The sequence below is a fragment of the Leisingera sp. G5_S3_59_S7 genome (assembly GCF_054968485.1).
Window position 1 is genome coordinate 32,501 of sequence record NZ_JBQKUH010000029.1, and the last position, 22,025, is coordinate 54,525.

Here is a 22,025-nt window from a genome sequence, read left to right on the forward strand (position 1 = left end):
CGGCCGTCGGCCGGAAAAGCCGGCTCAGCCGCCATCTGCTGAGGTCTGTTCCGGTCATGCACCGGCGCAGCAAGTGCAGCAATCCAGCCGCATTTGCAACTGAGCGCGCAGGCAGCGCTTGCAGCGGCCGGCGGAACCTTGCAGGTTGACTGCGATATTCCCGGCAGGCGCAAGACGGAGCCCCGCGTGCACAGATCATTCGGCCACAGGCTGGCGGCCCGCGCCGGGCGGATGGCGCAAGACGCCCTGCACCAGGCAAGGCTGCACCGGTCGCTGCGCCATCTGCATGGGCCCGCCCAGCGCTTTGCCGCTCCGCAGGAGGTGGTGCTGATCGCGCTGGTGCGGGACGGCGGCTATTATCTCGATGTGTTTTTTGAGCATTACCGGCGGCTTGGCGTCTCCTGTTTTGTGTTTGTCGACAATGGCTCTGCCGACGGCACGGTGGACCGCATCCGGCAGGAGCCGGGCACCGCAGTTCTGCGCTCTGCCCTGCCCTGGCTGGAGTTCGAAAACAGCCTGCGCGCCTATGCCGCCAACCGGTATGGCCGCGACCGCTGGTGCCTGTTTGCCGATATGGACGAGCTGCTGGATTTCGAGGGCAGCGGCACGGCGGGACTTCAAGGTCTGACCGGCTATTTGGCGCAGCAGGGCTGCACCGCGCTGCAGGCGCAGATGCTGGAGATGTTCCCGAAGGGCCCGCTGGCAGCGGCCTGCGGGCTGAGCTATGCAGAAGCGGTCAAGGCTTTCCGCTATTGCGACGTCAGCACGGTGCAGGCGCTGGACTATGGCACCGAGGACACCGGGCTTGCCTATTACCTGCGCCAGAACGCTCTGCCGCCGGGCGGTGCGAGGATGCTGTTCGGCGGGGTGCGCGGCAAGGTCTTCGGCGAGCGCTGCTGCCTCAGCAAGCACCCGCTGGTATTCAACGGTCCCGCCGTGCAGGCGGCAGTGCATCCGCATGTCTCTGCCGGGGTGGCGGTGGCGGAGGTTGAAGGGCTGATCCGCCACTACAAGTTTGCCGGCGACAGCCTGGCGCGCGATTTGCAGACCCGGACCGAGGCCGTCTCGCAACATGGCGAAGACAGGCTGCGCAGCGATGCGATGCAAGCGCAGCCGGAGCTGAGCCTGTGGTCCGAAGCGGCGCTGGCGGACGCCAGCATCGCCGATTTGCAGCGCCTTGGCTTCCTGCGCCGCGCACCGGGTTACAGCGCCCATCTGGCCGGAGCCCGCGCATGAGCGCCCCGGCCATCGCCGCGGTGGTGATCGGCCGCAACGAAGGCGAACGCCTGATCCGCTGCCTGCGCTCCCTGCAAGGCCAAGTGCAGCAGCTGATATATGTGGACAGCGGCTCAACCGATGGCTCGGCTGCGGCGGCACGGGACCTGGGGGCTGAGGTCGTGGACCTGGACCTGAGCCGCCCCTTCACCGCGGCGCGCGCCCGCAACGCCGGGCTGGCGGCCCTCAGCAGCGGAATTGAGCTGGTGCAGTTTGCGGATGGCGATTGCGAGCTGGACCCCGGCTGGATCGGCGCCGCGGCGGACTTTATGCAGACGCATCCCCGCGCTGCGGCAATTTGCGGACGGCGGCGGGAGCGGTTTCCGGAGGCATCAGTCTATAACCGGCTGTGCGACGCTGAGTGGAACACACCTGTCGGCGAGGCCACAGCCTGCGGCGGTGACGCAATGATGCGGGTAGCCGCGGTTTATACCGCGGGCGGCTACCGCGAGAGTTTGATTGCCGGCGAGGAGCCGGAACTGTGCCTGCGGCTGCGGCGGGCAGGCTGGCAGGTCTGGCGGCTTGATGCGGAAATGACGCTGCACGACGCGCAGATGCTGCGCTTTAGCCAGTGGTGGAACCGCAGCCGCCGTGCAGGTCACGCCTTTGCCGAAGGTGCGGCGCTGCATGGCGCGGGGCCGGAGCGCCACTGGGTGGCCGAGACCCGACGCGCGCTGGCTTGGGGCGCGGTGCTGCCCGCAGCCATTGCAGCCGCCGGGCTGGCCAGCCCGTACCTGCTGCTGGCAGCGCTGATCTACCCGGCCCAGGTTCTGCGCCTTTCCCGCCGCATGGGAACAGAACAGGCGCTGTTTTCAGTGCTTGGGAAATTCGCCGAGGCCACCGGTGCGCTGGAGTTTTACTGGCGCCGCTGGCGCGGCACGGCCCGCGGGATCCTCGAGTACAAGTAGCGCCTTCAGGGGCTTTGCCCCTCTTGGCCTGCGGGCCAATTCACCCCAGGATATTTTCAGCCAGATGAAGACCGGATCCTTTATTCATCTGGCCGGAAATGTCCCGGAGCGCGAGGTAGAGCCTCGCAAAATGCCGCCCTCCGGCCACGGGTCCAGCTGGTCTCAGCGCACGCGGATCCGCCACGCCTTCAGGATCTGACCGGGCAGGACCGCCAGGCATTTGGCATAGCGCGGCAGCAGCCGGGACGGGCTGGACAGCGCCCGCCACAGCCACTCCATCGCGATTGCCCGCACCCAGGCGGGGGCGCGCTTCTGATGGCCGCCAAGGAAATCCAGCCCGGCGCCGATGGAGGCAAACCCGGTGCCCGGCGCCAGGCGGCGGCCGCGCTGCGCCAGGCGCTCCTGCTTGGGCGCGCCCAGCGCCAGAAAGCACAACCCGATGCCGGTCTCATCCAGCCGGTGCAGGATCCGGTCCGCCTCCTCGCCCTCCGGATCGAACCGGCCCGAAGGCGCGTGGCACCAGGCAATGTCCAGGCCCGGCACTTCGGCAGTCAGCGCTGCCGCGGCGTCCGCCAGCGCTTCTTCCGTGCTGCCCGCCAGCGCCACCGGAACCCCAGCCTCCGCCGCCAGGCGGCACAAAGGCAGCACCAGGTCCGAGCCCGGCATCAGCTCCACCGGGCGGCCCGCGATCCGGGACAGCCAGACAAGCGGGCGCCCGTCCGCCACCACCAGGTCCTGCGCCTGATAGGCGGCCAGGAACGCAGGCGACTGCGCCAGCTTGACCAGGTGGTCCAGATTGACCGTGGCCAGCGCAAAGCCCTGGCGGGCCTTGAACCTGGCGCGGATCTCCGCCTCCAGCAGCGCCCGGCCGGGCATATTCACCGCCACCCGGCGGCCATTGAATTCGAAATACAAAGCACACCCCCGGTTTCTGCCCGGATCCCTGATACATCCGCCGTCCGTCTCAGGCCAGCGCAGGACGGACCGCCCGCCAACCAGCGTGGCATCGCTGCACACCGTTTACCGGTTCTTGCAAATCCGCGGGACAGCGCCTGCGGCAACCGTTAAACTTTGACACAACAACCGGGGAACGAGGGGAAACTGGCCTGTGCCCAATGCCTTGGCCTATCTGATGCTGCTGACCTGGCCGCTGGCCAGCCTGGTGCTGTTCCGGCGTCTGCCGCTGGAGCGGGCAGTTCTGTGGTGCATCATCGCGGGCTACCTGCTGCTGCCGCCGCTGGCCGAGTTCGACCTGCCGCTGGTGCCGGATATGGACAAGTTCGCCATCCCCTCGGTGATGGCCTTCCTCCTGTGCGTCTTCCTGCTGCGCAAGCCGGTACCGCTGTTGCCGCGGCATCCGGCGGTGCGGCTGCTGGCGCTTCTGTTCGTGTTCGGGGTCATCCCCACGGTGCTGACCAATGGCGAACCGATCCTTTTCCGCAAGATTGCCAATTCCGATCCGATCATCTTCCTGACCGACCAGCTGCCGGGGCTGCGCTGGCGCGACCTGGGCTCGGTGATCATCAATCAGGTGATCGTGCTGATCCCCTTCCTGCTGGCGCGCCGGTATCTGTCCACGCCCGAGGCCCAGCGCGAGCTGCTGCTGGCGCTGATGATCGGCGCGCTGGCCTATACCATCCCGTCGCTGGTCGAGATCCGGTTCAGCCCGCAGATCAACGTCTGGATCTACGGCTTCTTCCAGCATGATTTCAGCCAGATGATGCGCCAGGGCGGCTTCCGGCCCATCGTTTTCCTGCCGCATGCGCTGTGGCTGGCATTTTTCATGCTGTCAGCGCTGCTGGCGGCCACCGCCCTGGCCCGCACCGCCAAGGGCCGGGACCGCATCCGCCTGGCGTTGGCGGCCGCCTATTTGTTTGCAGTTCTGGTGCTGTGCAAGAGCCTGGCGTCGCTCGCCTATGCGCTGGCCTTTACCCCGGTGGTGGCGCTGGCGCCCTTGCGCTGGCAGCTGCGGGCGGCCTTGGTGCTGGCGCTGATCGCGGTGGTCTACCCGATGCTGCGCAACGCAGGGCTGGTGCCGACCGAAGAGCTTGTCGCCCAGGCCGAACTGATCAGCGCCGAGCGGGCGCATTCGCTGAACTACCGGTTTGAAAACGAAGCGCAGCTGCTGGCCCGGGCCGCGGAAAAGCCGTGGTTCGGCTGGGGCGGCTGGGGCCGCAACCTGGTGCGGCATGAGGAGACCGGGCAGATCCTGTCGATCCCGGACGGGCGCTGGATCATCGTTTTCGGCACCTTCGGCTGGCTGGGCTACATCGCCGAGATGGGGCTGCTGGCCGCGCCGCTGGTGCTGCTGGCCAAGGCCGCGCGGCAGGTGCCTGCGGGCAGCGTCTCGCCCTATGCCGCGCCGATAGCGCTGATCCTGGCGGCCACCATGGTCGACATGCTGCTGAATGCCACGCTGATTCCGATCACCTGGATGTGCGCCGGGTCGGTGCTTGGCTACGCTGAGCGGCTGCTCTACCCGGGCTTATTCCGGCCGAAACCCGCCCTGTTTGGCGGTGCGCAGGCAATGCTGCCTGACACCACCGGGCCGCAAGGGCGCAGCATCCTGTGATGCCGCAATCTTTCCGCTTTTCCGGCCGAAATTGACACAATGCGTCCTTAGGACAGCCGCATGGATTGACGAAGATAAACGAGAGTTCTTCCGGCCCCGCGGAGCAGATGGGGATCTAAGCCGCAGGGCCGGGCCAGCCGCCGGGGAGAACCCCGGCATCAGATAAACAACCCGTCCGGCGGGCCCTGCCATCTTCGCAACGCGGACTGGCTGCGGCGTGCCGGGCTGTTTGCGAAGGGCCAGTGGGGTCAGGTATTGACGATGCACGATGGGATTTCCGCAGCGGCGGGCGCTGCCGAACAGAAAAAGCCCGGTGATATTGCCATAGTCGGGCTGTCGGTGACGGTGCCGGGCGCGGGCTCTGCCGGGGCGTTCTGGCAGAACCTGCGCGCAGGGATCGAATCGATTGAGGTTCTGGACCGCGAGACGCTGCTGGCGCATGGCGAACGCGCCTCGGCCCTGACCGATCCCAACTATGTGCCCGCCGCGGCCCGGCTGCAGGGCTTTGACGAGTTTGATGCCGAGTTCTTCGGCTTCAGCCCAAAAGAGGCCGCCATCCTCGACCCGCAGCACCGCAAGTTTCTGGAAGTCGCTTGGGGCGCGATGGAAAACGCGGGCCATCCGCCGGAAAGCATCAACGGTCCCATCGGCGTTTACGCAGGCTGCGGCATGGGCAGCTATTTCTATTTCAACATCTGCTCCAACCCCGCCCTGGTCGATGACGTGGGCATGTTCCTGCTGCGCCATACCGGCAATGACAAGGACTTCCTGTCGACCCGCGTCAGCCATGTGTTTGACCTGAAGGGGCCGTCTGTGAACGTGCAGACCGCCTGCTCGACCTCGCTGGTGGCGGTGCATTACGCCTGCAAGGCCCTGCGCGAGGGCGAGTGCGATATGGCGCTGGCGGGGGGTGTCACCATCGAGCTGCCGCAGGGGCGCGGCTATCTCTATAAGGAAAACGAGATCCTGTCGCCCGATGGGCATTGCCACGCCTTTGACCACCGGGCGCAAGGCACCGTCTTCGGCTCCGGCGCCGGTGCGGTGGCGCTGCGGCGGCTGGAGGATGCGATTGCCGATGGCGACCACATCTGGGCCGTCATCAAGGGCTCCGCCATCAACAACGACGGCGCGGACAAGGCGGGCTATCTGGCGCCTTCCGTCGCCGGCCAGTCGGCAGCGGTGCAAAAGGCGCTGGCAGCGGCAGGCACCCCGGCAGAGACCATTGATTATGTCGAATGCCACGGCACCGGCACCTATCTGGGCGACCCGATCGAGGTGTCCGCCCTGACCGATGCTTACCGCGCCAGCACGCAGGACACAGGCTACTGCCGGATCGGATCGGTCAAGACCAACATCGGCCATCTGGACACGGCGGCGGGCGTCGCCAGCCTGACCAAGACCGCTCTGGCGCTGCACCACAGGGAAATCCCGCCCTCGCTGGGGTATGAGGCGCCGAACCCGGCCATTGAATTCGACACTTCGCCGTTCAAGGTGAACTCCGCCCTCACCCCCTGGACGCCTCACAAGGGCCCGCGGCGGGCAGGCGTCAACTCGCTGGGCGTCGGCGGCACCAATGCCCATGTGATCCTGGAGGAAGCACCGGAGCGTGCAGCCTCGGAAGAAAGCGATTTCCCGTTCCAGATCCTCTGCGTGTCCGGCCAGTCCAAGGCCGCGCTGGATGCCAATACCCAGGCACTGGCGGAGTACCTGAAGGCCAACCCGGAGGCCGATCTGGCCGACGTCGCCTACACCCTCAAGGAAGGCCGCCGCGGCTTTGCCAAACGGCGGGTGCTGGTGGCGGAAACCGCGGCGGAGGCCATTGAGCTGCTGCAGGAAAACGACCCGCGCAAGATCTTCACCCACGACCGCTTGGGCGATGCGCCGGAGGTGGTGTTCATGTTCCCCGGCGGCGGCGCGCAATATGCCGGAATGGCGCGCGACCTGTATGAGACCGAGCCGGTTTTTGCAGACTGGATGGACCGCGGGCTGGAGCATTTGCAAAAAAGCCTCGACTACGACATCCGCGCCCTCTGGCTGCCGGACGACGGCGAGGAGGACACGGCCAATGCGCGCCTGCAGCAACCCTCGGTGCAGCTGCCGCTGATCATGATCGTGGAATATGCGCTGGCGCAGCTGTGGATCAGCTGGGGCGTGCGGCCTGCCGCATTGGTCGGCCATTCCATGGGCGAAAACACCGCCGCCTGCCTGGCCGGTGTTATGTCCTTTGAGGATTGTATCGACCTTGTCCTCCTGCGCGGCCGGCTGTTTGATACCGTGCCTGCGGGCGGGATGCTGTCGATTGCGCTCCCGCTGGCGGAGGTCAAGGCCATCATCGGCGATGATCTGGACATTGCCAGCGTCAACGCCCCCTCGCTCACCGCAGTCTCCGGCCCGCAGGACGCGCTTGATCGGCTGGCCGCCGAATTGACTGCGCGCGAGGTGGAGCATCAGCGCATCCAGATCGACATTGCCGCCCATTCGCGGATGCTGGACGGCATCTTGCAGGAGTATGGCGATTTCATCCGCTCCCTGCCCCTGTCCGCGCCGAACCTGCCGGTGATCTCCAACCGCAGCGGCACGGCCCTGACGGCGGAACAGGCCACCAGCGCCGAGTATTGGGTGGGCCAGCTGCGCAACACAGTGCGCTATGCCGATTGCGTCGAGACCCTCGCCAAGACCCCCGGCCGCGTGTTCCTGGAGGTCGGCCCCGGCAAGGCGCTTAGCGCGCTGGCGCAGATGTCGCCGGCAGTGAAACAGGGCCAGGTGCTCAGCTCCCTGCGCCACCAGGATCAGCAGGTGATGGACGACAGCTACTTCTTCGGCGTCATCGGCCGGCTCTGGGCCTGCGGGGTCGAGGCCGACTGGCCGCAGATCTGGGGCGAAGCGCGCCGCAACCGCCTGCCGCTGCCCGGCTACGCCTTCCAGCGCAGCCGCTATTTCATCGAACCGGGCAAACCGGCGCTTGAGGAAGACCCCGCGCCAGCCCGCCACAGCGACCTTAAGGACTGGGGCTACCGCCCCGCCTGGCGCCCGCGTCTGGCCGATTGCGCGCTGGATGTGCAGCAGGAGCTGGGCCAGGAGCCGCACAACTGGCTGATTTTCGAGGACGAGACCGGCCATGCTGCCCGCGCCGCAGACCGGCTGGAGGCCGCAGGCCATGCCGTCGCCCGGGTGCGCGCAGGCGACACCTATGCGCAGCTGTCGCCGACCACCTATATCCTGCCGCCCGAACAGGGCCGCGCCGCCTATGGCGCCCTGCTGGGGGATCTGGCAGAGGCCGGGCTGCTGCCGGACCGCATCGCCCATTTCTGGCTGGTGACAGAAGGGGAAACCTTCCGCCCCGGCTCCTCCTTTTTTGACCGCAATCTGGAGATGGGCTTCCACGCTTTGACCGCCCTGGCGCAGGAGCTGGGTAACGCCGATCTGCCCGGACCGGTGCATCTGTCAGTCTTCACGACCGGCGCCGCGCAGGTCCGGGACGAGGCCCTGCCCTACCCGGAAAAGGCCATGATCGCTGGCCCCCTGGGCGTGATCCCGCGCGAACTGCCGGGGCTGACCTGCACCACCGTGGACATCGAACTGCCGCAGGCGCCGCGGGGCCTGCTTGCCCGAAAACCGGCGGACAACGACATCACTCCCCGCCTGCTGGAAGAGCTGCTGTCGGAGCCGGCAAACCTTTCCGCCGCCTGGCGCGGGGACAAGCGGTTCGAACTCGCCTGGCGCCCGCAGCCCCTGCCGGCACCGGAAACACCGCCTTTCAAACAGGGCGGCCATTACCTGATCACCGGCGGCTATGGCGGCATCGGCCTGGCGATTGCCGGTCATCTGATGCGGGACTGCGGGGCCAAGATCACGCTGATCTCGCGCGAGGGCCTGCCGCCGCGCGACAGCTGGGACCGGTATCTCAGCAGCCACAGCCCGGCCAACCGCACCGCCCGGCGCATCCGCGCGGTCAAAGCGCTGGAGGAAACCGGCAGCGGCACCGTGCTGCCGCTGGCCGCCGACGTCTGCCACGCGGGCGAGCTGCGCACCGCAAGGGAGCAGGCCGAAGCCGCGAACGGCCCGGTCACCGGGGTGATCCACGGGGCCGGCGTCATCGACGACGGCCCGCTGCTGGCCAAGGACGAGGACCGGATCGCCCGCGTTCTGGCCCCCAAAGTCAGCGGCTTGCGCGCCCTGGACACGGTGTTTCCCGACGGCAGCCTGGAGCTGCTGGTGCTGTTCTCCTCTTCCTCCGCCGTAACGCGGCCAGCCGGCCAGGTGGACTACATTGCTGCCAACGAATACCTCAACGCCTGGGCCAAACAGCGCGCAGGCGGGCAGACCCGCGTCGTGGCTGTGGACTGGGGCGTCTGGGCAGACACAGGCATGGCCGCCGATGCCATGAGTGCCCGAAACAGCGGCGCGGCCGCCAGCACGCCAGAGCCCTGCCCGCAGCCGCTGCTGCAGCAGCAGGGATTTGACGCCGCTGGCAACCGCATCTTCATGCCCTGCTTCAGCACCGCCGACTGGCTGCTGGATGAGCACCGCACCGCAGACGGCACCGCCCTGGTTCCCGGCACCGGCTATATCGAAATGGCAGCCGAGGCACTGGCGGCAGCGGGTACCCAAGGGCCATTCGAAATCCGCGATCTCTACTTTATGCGCCCTATGGTTGTATTGGAAGGCGATCCCAAGAAACTTCTGGTTAAGCTAGAAGCTAAAGAAAATGGTTATGAACTGTTTGTTTACTCGGCGTGTACAAATGGTTACTCTTTACATTGTCAGGCAATGCTGGCCTCCGCGGCGGCGGCAGAATGCCCCGCCGCACTCAACCTCCAGAAGTTTTTCACCCGATGCCCGGAGGAGCAGGCGCCAGCAGGCGGGCGCCTGCAGTCTCCGCAAGAGGCTCACCTGCGCTTTGGCCCGCGCTGGCATGTTCTGGAGCGCGCTGCCCTTGGGGACGGCGAAGGGATCGCCGCACTCTCCCTGCCAGAGGCTGCGGCGCAGGACGGCACTCTGCTGCATCCCGGCCTGATGGACCTGGCCACCGGCTGGGCGATGCAGCTGATCCCGGGGTATCAGGCAGATGCCCTCTGGGTGCCGGTCTCATACCGCACCATCCGCGTCTTCGCGCCGCTTACCGCGAATATCTTCAGCCACGTGCGGCTGGCCGTGGCGCCGGACAGCGCCTCCGCGATGTTTGACGTAACGCTGACCGACACGGACGGCAATGTGCTGGCCCGGATCGAAGGCTTCCGGATGCAGCGGCTGGCCTCTGGCTTTGACACCGCTGCCGCAGCGGCTGAGGCCGACGCCAGTGCGGCGGAACTGGGGCTGGAGCCTGCCAGCAGCGCGCAGCCGCTGTCGCCGGAGGAACGCCGCCTGCAACTGAACATCTCCAATGGAATCAAAGCGGAGGAAGGCGGCGACGCCCTGGCCCGCGCGCTCGCCACCGGTCTGCCGCAGGTGGTGGTCTCCTCGCTGGATCTGCCCGCGCTGATTGCTCAGGCGGCACAGGCTGCTGCGCCTGCCGCGGGTGAGGCGCAGACCTTTGAGCGCCCGCAGCTCGACACCGATTACATCGCTCCGCGCAACCCGGTTGAGGAGGAACTGGCCAAGCTCTTCGCCGCGCTTCTGGGCGTGTCGCAGGTGGGGATTGAGGACAGTTTCTTTGACCTCGGCGGTCACTCGCTGATTGCGGTGCGGCTGTTTGCGCAGGTGAAACGCGGCTTTGGCGTGGAATTCCCTCTGTCGGTGCTGTTTGAGGCGCCCAGCGTCGCTGCGCTGGCAGAGCGGATCATCGCCCGCACCGGCGGCGGGGTTGCGGCGGAACCGGGGGACACCCCCCAAACCGCGGAGGAGCCGCCGCAATACACCCATCTGGTGCAGCTGCATCCCGGCGACGGCACCGGGCGGCGGCCCTTCTTTCTGGTGGCGGGCATGTTCGGCAATGTGCTGAACCTGCGCCACCTGGCGCTGCAGGTCGGCAAGGACCGCCCGGTCTATGGCCTGCAGGCCAAGGGGCTGGTCGGCGACGCCGCCCCGCACAGCCGGATTGAGGATGCCGCCCGCAGCTGCCTGTCCGAAATCCGCCAGATCCAGCCCCAGGGGCCCTATTTGCTGGGCGGCTTCTCCGGCGGCGGCATCACCGCCTACGAGATGGCGCAGCAGCTGAAGGACCAGGGCCAGGAGACCGCCGCGCTGGTCCTGCTGGACACGCCGCTGCCGGTGCGTCCGGCCCTCAGCCGCCCCGACAAGGCACTGATCAAGCTGGCGGAACTGCGCCGCAAGGGTGTGGGGTATCTGGCCGAATGGGCCCGGAACCGCATCGCCTGGGAGTTTGAGAAACGCCGCGCCAGCCCGGCGGAGACCGGCGTCCGGCCGGAGTTCAACAACCGCAAGATCGAACTGGCCTTCCGCGCCGCGGTCGCGGCTTATGACCTCCGGCCCTGGCATGGCCCGCTTACCCTGTTCCGGCCGCCGCTGGACCGCAAATGGCAGGTCTCCGGCGGAAATTGGGTCAGCGGCGAGCGCGAGTATGTGTTTGACGACAACAACTGGACCCGCTGGGCCCCGGCCACCGAAGTGGCCGAGGTGCCGGGCGATCACGACAGCATGGTGCTGGTGCCGAACGTCAGCGTGCTGGCGGCAGGCGTGAAGGCCCGCCTGGACGCCGCCGATGCCGCTGCCGGGCGGTCCCGCTATGCCCAGGCCGCGGAGTGACTGTCATGAGCCAGCAGCGCATCCTCACCATCCTCTTGAACTACCGCACGCCGGAGATGACCTTGCAGGCGGCAGAAGCGGCGCTGCACGAGATGGAAGAGCTGCCGGGCGAGCTGCTGATCATCGACAACGGCTCCGGCGACGGCTCCTTTGACCAGATCCGCGCCGGGGCAGAGGCCCGCGGCTGGCTGGACAGCGGGCGGCTGCGGCTGCTGGCCTCGCCGGTCAACGGCGGCTTTGGCGCAGGGATGAACATCGGCATCCAGGCGGGCCTCGCGGACGGCAGCGCGCCGGAGTTCTATTACCTGCTGAACTCCGACGCCTTTGTGCAGGGAGAAACCATCCGCACCCTGCGCGACTTCCTGCTGGAGCATCCCGGCGCAGGGCTTGCCGGGTCCTACGTGCGCGGCACCGATGGCGAACCGCACCGCACCGCCTTCCGCTTCCCCTCCATCGCCGGGGAATTCGAGGCCAGCGTGCGCACGGGCGTCTTTACCCGCCTCCTGAGGCCCTGGGTCGTGGCGATGGAGATGCCGCAGGGCGAGGTGCAGGTCGACTGGACCGCCGGCGCCAGCCTGATGATCCGCCGCGAGGTGATCGAGGCCGTGGGCGGCTTTGACGAGACCTTTTTCCTCTACTTCGAGGAAACCGACCTCTGCCGCCGGGCCGCCCGCGAGGGCTGGCGCACCCACTATGTGCCGGCCAGCGAAGTGGCGCACATCGGCTCTGCCTCCACCGGCATGAAGGGCTGGCGGCGCACGCCGCACTACTGGTTCGACTCGCGCCTGCACTACTTTGTCAAAAACCACGGCCGCGCCTATGCCGCCGCCGCCACGCTGGCCCGCATCAGCGGCAGCCTGATCTATGGCCTGCGCCGCCTGATCCAGAAAAAGCCGCAGGCGGATCCGCCGCAGTTCCTGCGCGATCTCTGCCTGCACAGCCTGCGTGCGCTCTTTGCGCCGCGCCGCACACCATCTTCGGAAACGCGCACCCCTTCTCCGTTTGCAAAGGAGCAGAAATGACCGCATTCACCTGTGCCCTGATCGGCAATGAATCCCTTCTGATCGGCTGCGCCGATGCGCTGCTGGCCCGCGGCCACCAGATCCGGGCGGTGGTCTCTCAGGACGCCGATATCCGTGCCTGGGCCGCGGACAAGGGGCTGACGCTGCTGGAAAAACCCGCAGACCTGACTGGTGGCTTTGACTGGCTGCTGTCGATTGCCAACCTCACCGTGATCCCCGATGAGGTCTTGGCCCTGGCCGCCAAGGGCGCGGTCAATTTCCACGACGGCCCCCTGCCCCACTACGCGGGCCTCAATACCCCGAACTGGGCGCTGATCAACGGCGAGGCGCAGCACGGCATCACTTGGCACCTTATCGAGGGCGGCGTGGACGAGGGCGATATTCTGGCCCAGCGGATGTTTGATGTGGCGGGGGATGAGACCGCCTTCAGCCTTAACTCTAAATGCTACGCGGCGGCGATGGACAGCTTTGGCGAGGTTGTCACCCAGCTGGAAACCGGGGAATTGAACCGGCAGAAACAAGACTTGAGCCAGCGCCGCCTGTTCCGGAAATCCGACCGACCGGCAGCCGGCGGGATGCTCGATCTCAACCGCCCTGCGGCTGAACTCGCCCGGCTGGTGCGGGCGCTGGACACCGGCGGCTACTGGAACCCGATGTGCGCCGCCAAGCTGCGGATCGGCGGGGCCGTTGTGCTGGCCGGCGGTGCGGAGATTGCGGAGGGCAGCGGCGAGCCGGGCACCGTGCTCGAGCGCAGTAAAGCTAGCATTAAAGTTGCAACCGCCGACGGCGCCCTCACGCTCTCGCGCTTGACCGCACCCTCGGGCCGGCCGCTGGACGTGTCCAAACTGGCCGCAGCCGGTTACAAGGTTCCCTCCCTGACCGCAGCAGAGGCCGGGGCGCTCACCACCCGCCTCGCCGCGGTCCAAGGAGTTGAAGACCATTGGCGCCAGCGGCTTGCAGCGATGCAGCCGGTGCGGATGCCGCTGGCGTCTGATGCGGGCGGCAGCGGCTTCAGCCGCCGGGACGTCGCCCTGCCTGCGGGTCTCAGCGAAGAGCAAGCCGCCGCTGCCGCGCTTGCCTTTGCCCTGCTCAGCAGCGGCGCGGAAACCGGCGATGTGGCGCTGTCTGTGGAGGGGATGGAGGCGCTGCCGGGGTTGATCTCATCTTGGGTGCCCTTGCAGGTCCGGCGGCGGGACAGCGTCGCGGCCACTGTCGAGCGTGCCGCGCAAGAGATTGGCAGAGCGCGGAAATCCGGCGGCTTTGCCGAAGATCTGGTGGCCCGCGCACCGGAGATTTCGGCGCTGGAGGTTCCCGGCCTCGGCCTGATGCTGGGCCGCGACGCCGCGGTTGAGGGCTGCGCTGCCACTGTTTCCCTGACCGGTGGCATCATGGCGCTGCACTGCGATAAAGCCGCCCTGACACCCGGCGCCGCAGCGCTGCTCGCCGCCCGGCTGGAACTGGTGCTGAGCACCATTGCAGAGGACGGCAGCCGCCCTGTGGCAGAGCTGCCAAGTCTGCCGGATGCAGAACGCAAGCTGCTGCTGGAGGATTGGAACCAAACCGCAACGGACTTCCCTGCGGATCTGACCATCCACGCCGCATTTGAGGCACAGGCCGCAAAAACCCCGGACGCCACCGCGCTGGTGTTCGAGGACCAAAGCTACACATATTCAGACGTCAACGCCCGCGCCAATGCCGTGGCCCGCCGCTTGCGTGAAATGAACGTAAAACCCGGTGTGCATGTCGGTATCCACATCCGCCGCGCGCCGGAACTGGTGGTTGCCGCGCTGGGGGTGATGAAGGCCGGCGGCGCCTATGTGCCGCTGGATCCCGCCTACCCCGCCGAGCGGATTGCGCATTACATCAAGGACAGCCAGGCAAAGTTGATCGTGACGCAAAGTTCGCTGGCGGACAGTTTGCCAGCCTCGGACGCGCCGGTGCTGGAAATCGAAACTGTCTCTGCCGGGACAGATACAGAGAACGTTGACGGCGGCGCCACCGGCAGCGATCTGGCTTACCTGATCTATACCTCCGGCTCCACCGGACTGCCCAAGGGGGTGATGGTCACCCACGCCAACGTTTCGAACTTTTTCACCGGCATGGACACCCGCATCCCGTTTCAGGAAGGCGATGCCTGGCTGGCGGTCACCAGCCTCAGCTTTGACATCTCGGTGCTGGAGCTGTTCTGGACGCTCTCGCGCGGGCTGAAGCTGGTGCTGTCGAGTGACGAAAGCCGGCTGGAGCTGTCGAAGGGGCCGGTGGCGCTCAGCGGCCGCAAGATGGATTTCAACCTGTTCTATTGGGGCAATGACGACGGGCCCGGACCGCAGAAATATCATCTGCTGCTGGAAGGCGCCAAATTCGCAGACCAGCACGGGTTCAACGCAGTCTGGACGCCGGAGCGGCACTTCCATGCCTTTGGCGGCCCCTACCCGAACCCTTCTGTGACCGGCGCCGCAGTTGCAGCGGTGACGCAGAACATCGGCGTGCGGTCCGGCTCCTGCGTGGCGCCGCTGCACCATCCGGCGCGGATTGCAGAGGAATGGGCGGTGATCGACAACCTGACCGCAGGGCGCGCCGGGATCGGCTTTGCTTCCGGCTGGCAGCCGGACGATTTCATCCTGCGGCCAGAAAACACGCCGCCCGCGAACAAGCCCGCAATGTTTGACGCCATTGAAACCGTGCGCAAGCTGTGGCGCGGCGAGGAGGTTGCCTTTCCGCGCAAGGACGGCGGCGAGCACAGTGTCCTGACCCAGCCCCGCCCGGTCTCCAAGGAGCTGCCGGTCTGGGTTACCACCGCAGGCAACCCGGAAACCTGGCGCGAGGCGGGTTCGATCGGGGCAAACGTGCTGACTCACCTGCTGGGCCAGAGCATCGAGGAGGTCGCGGGCAAGATCCGCATCTACCACGACGCCCTGCGCGAGGCGGGCCATGACCCCGCGGATTTCAAAGTCACGCTGATGCTGCACAGCTATCTGGCCGGCACCCGCGAGGAAGCCCGCCGGGTGGCGCGGGAGCCGATGAAGGACTACCTGCGCTCTGCCGCCGGGCTGATCAAGCAATACGCCTGGGCCTTCCCCGCCTTCAAGAAACCGGAGGGTGTGAACAACCCCTTCGAGATGGATCTGGGGATGCTGTCGGAGGAGGAGCTGGAGGCGATCCTCGACTTCGCCTTTGAGCGCTATTTCGAGGACTCCGGGTTGTTCGGCACCATCGGGGACGCTTGCCAGCGGGTCGAACAGCTGAAGCGTATCGGCGTGGATGAGGTTGCCTGCCTGATCGATTACGGCATCGCCCCGGAGGTGGTTCTGGAGGGGCTGAAACCCTTGGCCGAGGTGCTGCGCCTGTCGAATGCGCCGCGAGAGCTGGCGTCGGACGACTTCTCCCTGGCGGCGCAAATCGTGCGGCACCGGGTCAGCCATATGCAGTGCACACCGTCGATGGCGCGGATGATTGCCGCGGACGCTGACGCCAGCGCCTGCCTTGCGCAGCTGCAGCACCTGCTGGTGGGCGGCGAGGCGCTGCCGGGCGATCTGGTGCAGGCGCTGCGCGAAGCCACGCGGGCCAGTATCCACAACATGTACGGTCCGACCGAAACGACGATCTGGTCGGCGGTGGAGACAATCAGCGGTGTCCCCGCAGGGACAGCCGGGATCGGCACGCCGATTTCCAACACGCAGGTCTACGTGCTGGACGAAAAGCAATCGCCCGTCCCCGCGGGAGCGCCCGGTGAATTGTATATTGGCGGTGCGGGTGTCACCGCGGGCTACTGGCAGCGGCCGGAGCTGACGTCTGAACGCTTCGTTAACGCCGCGTTCGCAGCAACGCCCCTTTACCGCACCGGCGATCTGGTTCGCTGGACGGAGGATGGCAGCCTGATGTTCCTGGGCCGCACCGACCATCAGGTGAAGATCCGCGGCCAGAGGATCGAGCTGGGTGAGATCGAAGCCGCGCTGGCGTCGCAACCCGGTGTGACCGGCGCCGTGGTGGTGCCGCGCGGCGCGGCAGGGGCGGAGCAACTGACGGGCTACATCACTGCCTCAGCCCTGGTGCGGGAAGAAGCCCTGAAGAAGGCACTGGCGGACCGGCTGGCCGGAGTCATGGTGCCTGCGCATATCGTCACACTGGAGGCTTTCCCGCTGACGCCGAACAAGAAAATCGACCGCAAGGCGCTGCCGAACCCGCAGCCTGCGCACGCTGCAGCCGCCCCGGCGGTGCCGCTCGATGCAGGCGCACAGGCCAGGATCGCTACGGTCTGGAGCCGCATCCTGGGCGTCAGCGGCATCGGCGCGCAGGACAACTTCTTTGCTCTTGGCGGCCATTCTCTGCTGGCGGTGCAGGCGCACCGGGAGCTGCGCGCGGAACTGGGCACGGCGGCGCTGTCGATCACCGATATCTTCCGCTTCCCGACGCTGGCGGGGCTCGCGGCGCATATCGAAGGGCTTGCAGGCACCCCGGCAAATACGGAAAAACAGCCGCAGGAAACCGCAGGTCCGGACCGCGCCGACACCATGTCGAAACGGCGGGCCATGCGGGCAAACCGCAGGGCAAGGGCTGGATGACAGAGACCAACAGCAAACTGGCAGAGCGGCTGGCCCTGGTCCGGCCGCTTTTTGCCGCCGATGTGGCGCTGGCCGGGGCGGATCCGCTGGGCGCGCCCCCCGCGCCCCTGGCGGCCGAAGCCGCGGGGCTGTCGACCAATGCGGTCGAGAAGCGGCGCAACGAGTTCGCCGCCGGGCGGTCCGCGGTGCATCAGGCGATGCGGCAGCTGCAGATGCCCCCTGCCCCGGTGCAGGTCGGCAGCGACCGGGCGCCGGTCTGGCCTGTTGGTGTGGTCGGCTCGATCACCCACACGAAAAGCTGCGCCATGGCGGTGCTGGCGCACGAGGGCGAAATACGGGCCTTGGGCATCGACGTGGAGGAAGACACGCCGCTGAAGGACGAGCTGCTGCCCGCAATCTGCTCCGGCCGGGAGCAGGCTTGGCTGAACGGCCAGGACAATCCGGGGCAAATGGCCAAGGTAATCTTCTCAGCCAAGGAAGCCGCCTATAAGGCCCAGTACACGCTGAGCCGGGCGTTCTACGGTTTTGACGGGATGGAGCTGGAATTCGATCTGGCGGCGGGCGCGTATCTGGCGTTTTTCACCGCCGACCGGCCGCCGTTTGCACGCGGCGACGCGGTTGGCGGGCGGTTCGCGATCGGGGCCGGGCTGATCATGACCACAGCGGAAATCCGGGGGCGCGGATGATGGGGCGGCGCGGATTTCTGGCTTTGGGAGCCGCAGCCGCCACGCTGGGGCTGATGGTATTTGCGACCCGCAGCCGCAGCGTGCCGGTGCCGCCGCCGCTGACCCCGCCGGAGGGGCCGCTGAAGGTGTTTCACCTGGGTCATTCGCTGGTCGGGCCGGACATGCCGCATATGCTGGCACAGATCGCACCACAGGGGCATGACTACAACAGCCAGCTGGGGTCCGGCACCTCTCTCCGCGCGCATTGGGAGCCGGAGGAAGACATCCTCGATTTCAAAACGGCCAACCGCGCGCCTGCCTTCCGCGATGCGAAGGAGGCCATCGGGTCGGGCGACTACGGCGCTGTGGTACTGACCGAAATGGTCGAGCTGCGCGACGCAATCAAGTATTTCGACGCGGCCAAGTACCTTGAAAAATGGGCGGATCTGGCGCGGGAGGCTGTTCCGCACTCCCGCCTTTACATTTATGAGACCTGGCACCGGCTGGATGATCCCGATGGCTGGCTGGAGCGGATTGACGGTGATCTGGAGGCGCTTTGGGTCGGCAAGCTGCTGGGGCCGGACAGCCGCCGCAACCCGCAACAGCCATTTTATCTGATCCCCGGCGGTCAGGTGCTGGCAGCGGTGGCGCGGGCGGCGGAGGCAGGGGAGATCCCGGGCCTGGCTTCACGTGAATCGCTGTTTGCCCGCACTGCTGACGGGCAACTGGACACAATCCATATCAACGACCTGGGCGCCTATGTGGTGGCGCTGACCCATTTTGCGGTTCTGTACCAGCGCTCGCCCGTTGGGCTGCCGCATGAGCTGACCCGTGCCGATGGCAGCCCGGCAGAGGCCTTTAGCGCTGAGGCCGCGGCCAAGGTGCAGCAGATCGTCTGGCAGGTTGTGCTCAACCTGCCCCGTACCGGTCTGGCCGCGGAGAGAGCAGCGGCATGAACTTGGACGCGCTGATCACCTCTGTTGTGATGGTCGGCCATTCGCTGTTCGGGCCGGACAATCCGCAGATGCTGGAGCAGCTGCTGGATACCCGCGCAGAGACGACGGTGGAGGCGCAGATCATCAATGGCGCGCCGCTCAGCTACAACTGGCAGCACAGTGCCACCGCGGAGGGCGTTGATTCACGTGAAAGGCTGCGGCAGCCTGCGGACGCGGTGATCGTGACCGAAGCCATACCCCTGGCCAATCATTTGAAGTGGAGTGATACCAAAGGCGCCGTGACGCGGTTTTATGAACTGGCGCACGCGGCGAACCCGGATGTGGACTTCTACCTGCAGGAAACCTGGCACAGCCTGAACAGCGGCACCGGCGCCGAGGTGCCCTTTGACGACGGGGCGGATGTGCCGTGGCGGGTGCGGCTGGAACAGGATCTGCCGCGCTGGCAGGCGGTGGTGGATGAGGTCAATGCTGCAACCGGCGGCGATGTGAAGCTGCTGCCCGCGGGCCAGGCGATGGCGCGGCTGGACGAGGCGATCAAGGCAGGCACGATGCCGGGGCTTGCCAGCATCCGCGATGTCTTTGCCGATGACATTCACCCCAACGCCACCGGTTTTTACTATTTGGCGCTGCTGCAATACGCGGTGCTGACCGGGGAACGCCCCGCGGGCCTGCCGCACCGGCTCCAGGACCGCTGGGGCAAACCCTATCCCGCGCCGCCGCCAGAGCTGGCAGCACGGCTGCAGGATATTGCCTGGGCCGCGGCCCAAGGGGGCGGTGTGCGCACGGCTGCCCTGCCCGCGGACCCGGCAGCATTGCCGCAGGATCCGGTGTTGCCCGTACTTAATACGGACTTGCTGGAAGACGTGCCGGAACTGACAGGTAAACACGCGCGCCAGCCCGTTGCCATCAACCTGGCGGGCATTGCCGACTGGAGCACCCAGGCGCCCTTCCTGGACCATTTCAAGACCGCACGCCCCTGGATCGGCCATCTGCCCGGGCGCTGGGGCGGCGCGGATCATGGCGACCTGCAGGCCGCAGGCTATCTGGACCCGGACGGTTGGCCCACTGCGATCCCGCCGGAGCTGGGCTCCATCGGCACGGTGATCCTGACCGACCTGCCGGAGGAGGCGGTATCCTTGAAGGGGCGTTATGTGCTGCGGTTTGAGGGCGAGGGCATCATCGAAGTCACAGGCCGCGCGGAAAATGTCCGCTATGGCAAGGACGAGGTCCGGTTTGATTACACGCCCGGCCCTGGCCCGGTTGAGATCCGCATCCAGCGCATGGGCCGGGATGGCGGCTATGTGCGCAATATCACCGTGGTGAAGGAAGAGCATCTGTCTGCCTTTGAAAGCGGCGCCCTGTTCAATCCGCTGTGGCTGGAGCGGCTGGAGGGCTTCGCCGCGCTGCGGTTCATGGACTGGATGGCGACCAACGACTCAACCCAGACCGGCTGGGAGGACCGCCCCCTGCCGCAGGACTACACCTGGGCTCTGAAGGGCGTGCCCGTTGAAGTGATGCTGGCGCTGGCCAGCACGCTGGGTGCCGATCCCTGGTTCAACATGCCCCACATGGCCGATGACACCTATGTCCGGCAGTTTGCCCGGCTGGTGGAACAGGGCCTGGACGAGGATCTGCGCGCCTATGTCGAATATTCCAACGAGGTCTGGAACTGGCAGTTCCAGCAGGCCGCCTGGGCCGATGCGCAGGCACAGGCGCGCTGGGGCGGGGAGGGCCTGTGGATGCAGTTCTACGGCGGCCGCGCCGCGGAAGTTGCTCAGATCTGGACAGAGGTTTTCGGGGCGGACAGCGGGCGGCTGGTGCGGGTGATCTCCTCGCAGACCGGCTGGCTGGGGCTGGAGGAGCAAGTGCTGACCGCACCGCTGTGGAAGGCAGAGCGGGCGGACCGGATGGCGCCAGCGGCCTATTTCGATGCATATGCGGTAACCGGCTATTTCGGCGGCATCCTGGGGCTTGAGGACCGGGCCGGGCAGGTCCGCGCCTGGATTGACGCCAGCCGGGATCAGGCCCGGGCCGTTGCGGCGGAGCGCGGGTTGAACGGTGCCGCCGCGGAGGGTTTCATCGAGGGCCACCAATATGATGCGGCCTCAGCCCAGGCCGGAGCGGAGCTGCGCGACGGGCTGATCTCGGGCAACAGCGCCGACACGCTGGCGGATCTCCTGGGCCGGGTGCTGCCGTATCACGCAGATGTTGCGCAAAAGCACGGTTTGGAACTAATCATGTATGAGGGCGGCAGCCATGTGGTCGGGATCGGGCCGATGGTGGAGGATGGCGCGCTGACCGGCTTTTTCACCCACTTCAATTACACGCCCGAAATGGGCGCCCTCTACGCCGAGCTGCTGGCGGGCTGGCGTGCGCTTGGGGGCGCGCTGTTCACTGCCTACGCCGATGTGGGCGCGCCCGGCAAATGGGGCAGCTGGGGGGCGTTGCGCACTCTTAGCGACGATAACCCGCGCTGGGACGCGCTGGAGGCGGTGAAATGAGCCCGCGGGTGTCGGTGCTGATCCCGGCCCATAACGAGGCAGGCTATATCGGGGCGTGCCTGGAGGCGGTGTTCGCCTCCAAGCCGCTGCCTGCGGGCATGACGGGCGAAGTGCTGGTGCTGGCCAACGGCTGCACTGACGAGACTGCGGCGCTGGCCCGGGCGTTTGCGCCTCCGCCGGGCTGGACGCTTGCGGTGATGGAGTTGCCGGAAGGTGGCAAGTTGCGCGCATTGACCGCCGGCGATGCGGCGGCGCACGGGGATATCCTGATCTATCTCGACGCCGACGTAGTGGTCTCGCCCGCGCTGATCGCGCAGCTGGCTGAGGCCCTGGCGGACGGCGCGCCGCGCTATGCCAGCGGCCGCCCGCAGGTGGCCCCTGCCCGCAGCGCGGTGACCCGGGCCTATGCGCGGCTGTGGGTGCGGCTGCCGTTCTTCACCCGCGGGGTGCCGGGGTTCGGCGTGTTTGCCATGACCCGCGCCGGGCGGGCGCGCTGGGGCGATTGGCCGGATATCATCGCCGACGACATCTTTGCCCGGCTGAGTTTTGCCCCGGCGGAACAGGTGCAGGTGGCGGCAGGCTACAGCTGGCCAATGGTGGAAGGGTTCCGCAACCTGGTGCGGGTGCGGCGGCGGCAGAACGCCGGGGTCACGGAAGTGGCCGCCCGGTTTCCGCAGCTGCTGCGCAATGACGACAAGCAGCCGCCGGGCCGCGGGGCGGTTCTAAAGCTGCTGGCAGCGGATCCGGGCGGGTTTTTGATCTATGGTTTGGTAGCATTGGCGGTCAAATCGCCGCTGTTTGAATCCCAGTCCCGCTGGACACGCGGCCGCTGACCGCGTTGGCCAAAACGAGGTCCTCC

The 22,025-nt window shown here is 67.1% G+C and carries 11 protein-coding genes; 10 read left to right on the forward strand and 1 reads right to left on the reverse strand.

Translation table 11 applies throughout. The annotated features are described in order from the left end of the window. Positions 1-186: 186 nt before the first annotated feature. Positions 187-1,236 carry a glycosyltransferase family 2 protein gene (locus tag ACTRWG_RS13795; RefSeq protein ID WP_462829457.1) on the forward strand — a complete coding sequence of 350 codons (1,050 nt, stop codon included), beginning with the start codon at positions 187-189 and terminating at the stop codon, positions 1,234-1,236. Beyond that, the gene (locus tag ACTRWG_RS13800; RefSeq protein ID WP_462829458.1) at positions 1,233-2,183 is read left to right on the forward strand and encodes a glycosyltransferase family 2 protein; all 951 of its coding nucleotides are present in this window, start codon (positions 1,233-1,235) and stop codon (positions 2,181-2,183) included. Before ACTRWG_RS13795 ends, ACTRWG_RS13800 begins: the two co-directional genes overlap by 4 nt. Positions 2,184-2,345: 162 nt before the next feature. Here ACTRWG_RS13800 and ACTRWG_RS13805 read toward each other — a convergent pair whose 3' ends face one another. Further along, entirely contained in the window at positions 2,346-3,098 is a 753-nt protein-coding gene (locus ACTRWG_RS13805) for a WecB/TagA/CpsF family glycosyltransferase (RefSeq protein ID WP_462829459.1), read from the reverse strand. 193 nt (positions 3,099-3,291) lie between these two features. On the opposite strand from ACTRWG_RS13805, the gene ACTRWG_RS13810 reads away from it, so the two are divergent. The 8 genes from ACTRWG_RS13810 to ACTRWG_RS13845 all read left to right on the forward strand — a co-directional run bounded on the left by ACTRWG_RS13810 (position 3,292) and on the right by ACTRWG_RS13845 (position 21,999). Next, positions 3,292-4,755 carry a hypothetical protein gene (locus ACTRWG_RS13810; RefSeq protein ID WP_462829460.1) on the forward strand — a complete coding sequence of 488 codons (1,464 nt, stop codon included), beginning with the start codon at positions 3,292-3,294 and terminating at the stop codon, positions 4,753-4,755. A 261-nt stretch (positions 4,756-5,016) separates the two neighbouring features. Then, a complete protein-coding gene (locus ACTRWG_RS13815) occupies positions 5,017-11,460 on the forward strand; it encodes a type I polyketide synthase (RefSeq protein WP_462829465.1) in 6,444 nt (2,147 codons plus the stop codon). 5 nt (positions 11,461-11,465) lie between these two features. Next, positions 11,466-12,482 (forward strand): glycosyltransferase family 2 protein, encoded by a 1,017-nt coding sequence (locus ACTRWG_RS13820; protein ID WP_027236680.1) that lies wholly within the window; start codon positions 11,466-11,468, stop codon positions 12,480-12,482. Further along, positions 12,479-17,044 carry a MupA/Atu3671 family FMN-dependent luciferase-like monooxygenase gene (locus ACTRWG_RS13825; RefSeq protein ID WP_462829461.1) on the forward strand — a complete coding sequence of 1,522 codons (4,566 nt, stop codon included), beginning with the start codon at positions 12,479-12,481 and terminating at the stop codon, positions 17,042-17,044. The genes ACTRWG_RS13820 and ACTRWG_RS13825 overlap by 4 nt, the downstream gene beginning before the upstream one ends. After that, the gene (locus ACTRWG_RS13830; RefSeq protein ID WP_462829462.1) at positions 17,041-17,730 is read left to right on the forward strand and encodes a 4'-phosphopantetheinyl transferase family protein; all 690 of its coding nucleotides are present in this window, start codon (positions 17,041-17,043) and stop codon (positions 17,728-17,730) included. The genes ACTRWG_RS13825 and ACTRWG_RS13830 overlap by 4 nt, the downstream gene beginning before the upstream one ends. After that, positions 17,730-18,665: a hypothetical protein gene (locus tag ACTRWG_RS13835; RefSeq protein WP_462829467.1), complete on the forward strand. Its 936-nt coding sequence runs from the start codon at positions 17,730-17,732 to the stop codon at positions 18,663-18,665. The genes ACTRWG_RS13830 and ACTRWG_RS13835 overlap by 1 nt, the downstream gene beginning before the upstream one ends. After that, positions 18,662-21,166 (forward strand): hypothetical protein, encoded by a 2,505-nt coding sequence (locus ACTRWG_RS13840; protein ID WP_462829463.1) that lies wholly within the window; start codon positions 18,662-18,664, stop codon positions 21,164-21,166. Before ACTRWG_RS13835 ends, ACTRWG_RS13840 begins: the two co-directional genes overlap by 4 nt. Further along, complete coding sequence (locus tag ACTRWG_RS13845) at positions 21,163-21,999, forward strand: glycosyltransferase family 2 protein (protein WP_462829464.1); 837 nt, start codon at positions 21,163-21,165, stop codon at positions 21,997-21,999. The genes ACTRWG_RS13840 and ACTRWG_RS13845 overlap by 4 nt, the downstream gene beginning before the upstream one ends. The last annotated feature ends 26 nt before the right edge of the window (positions 22,000-22,025 follow it).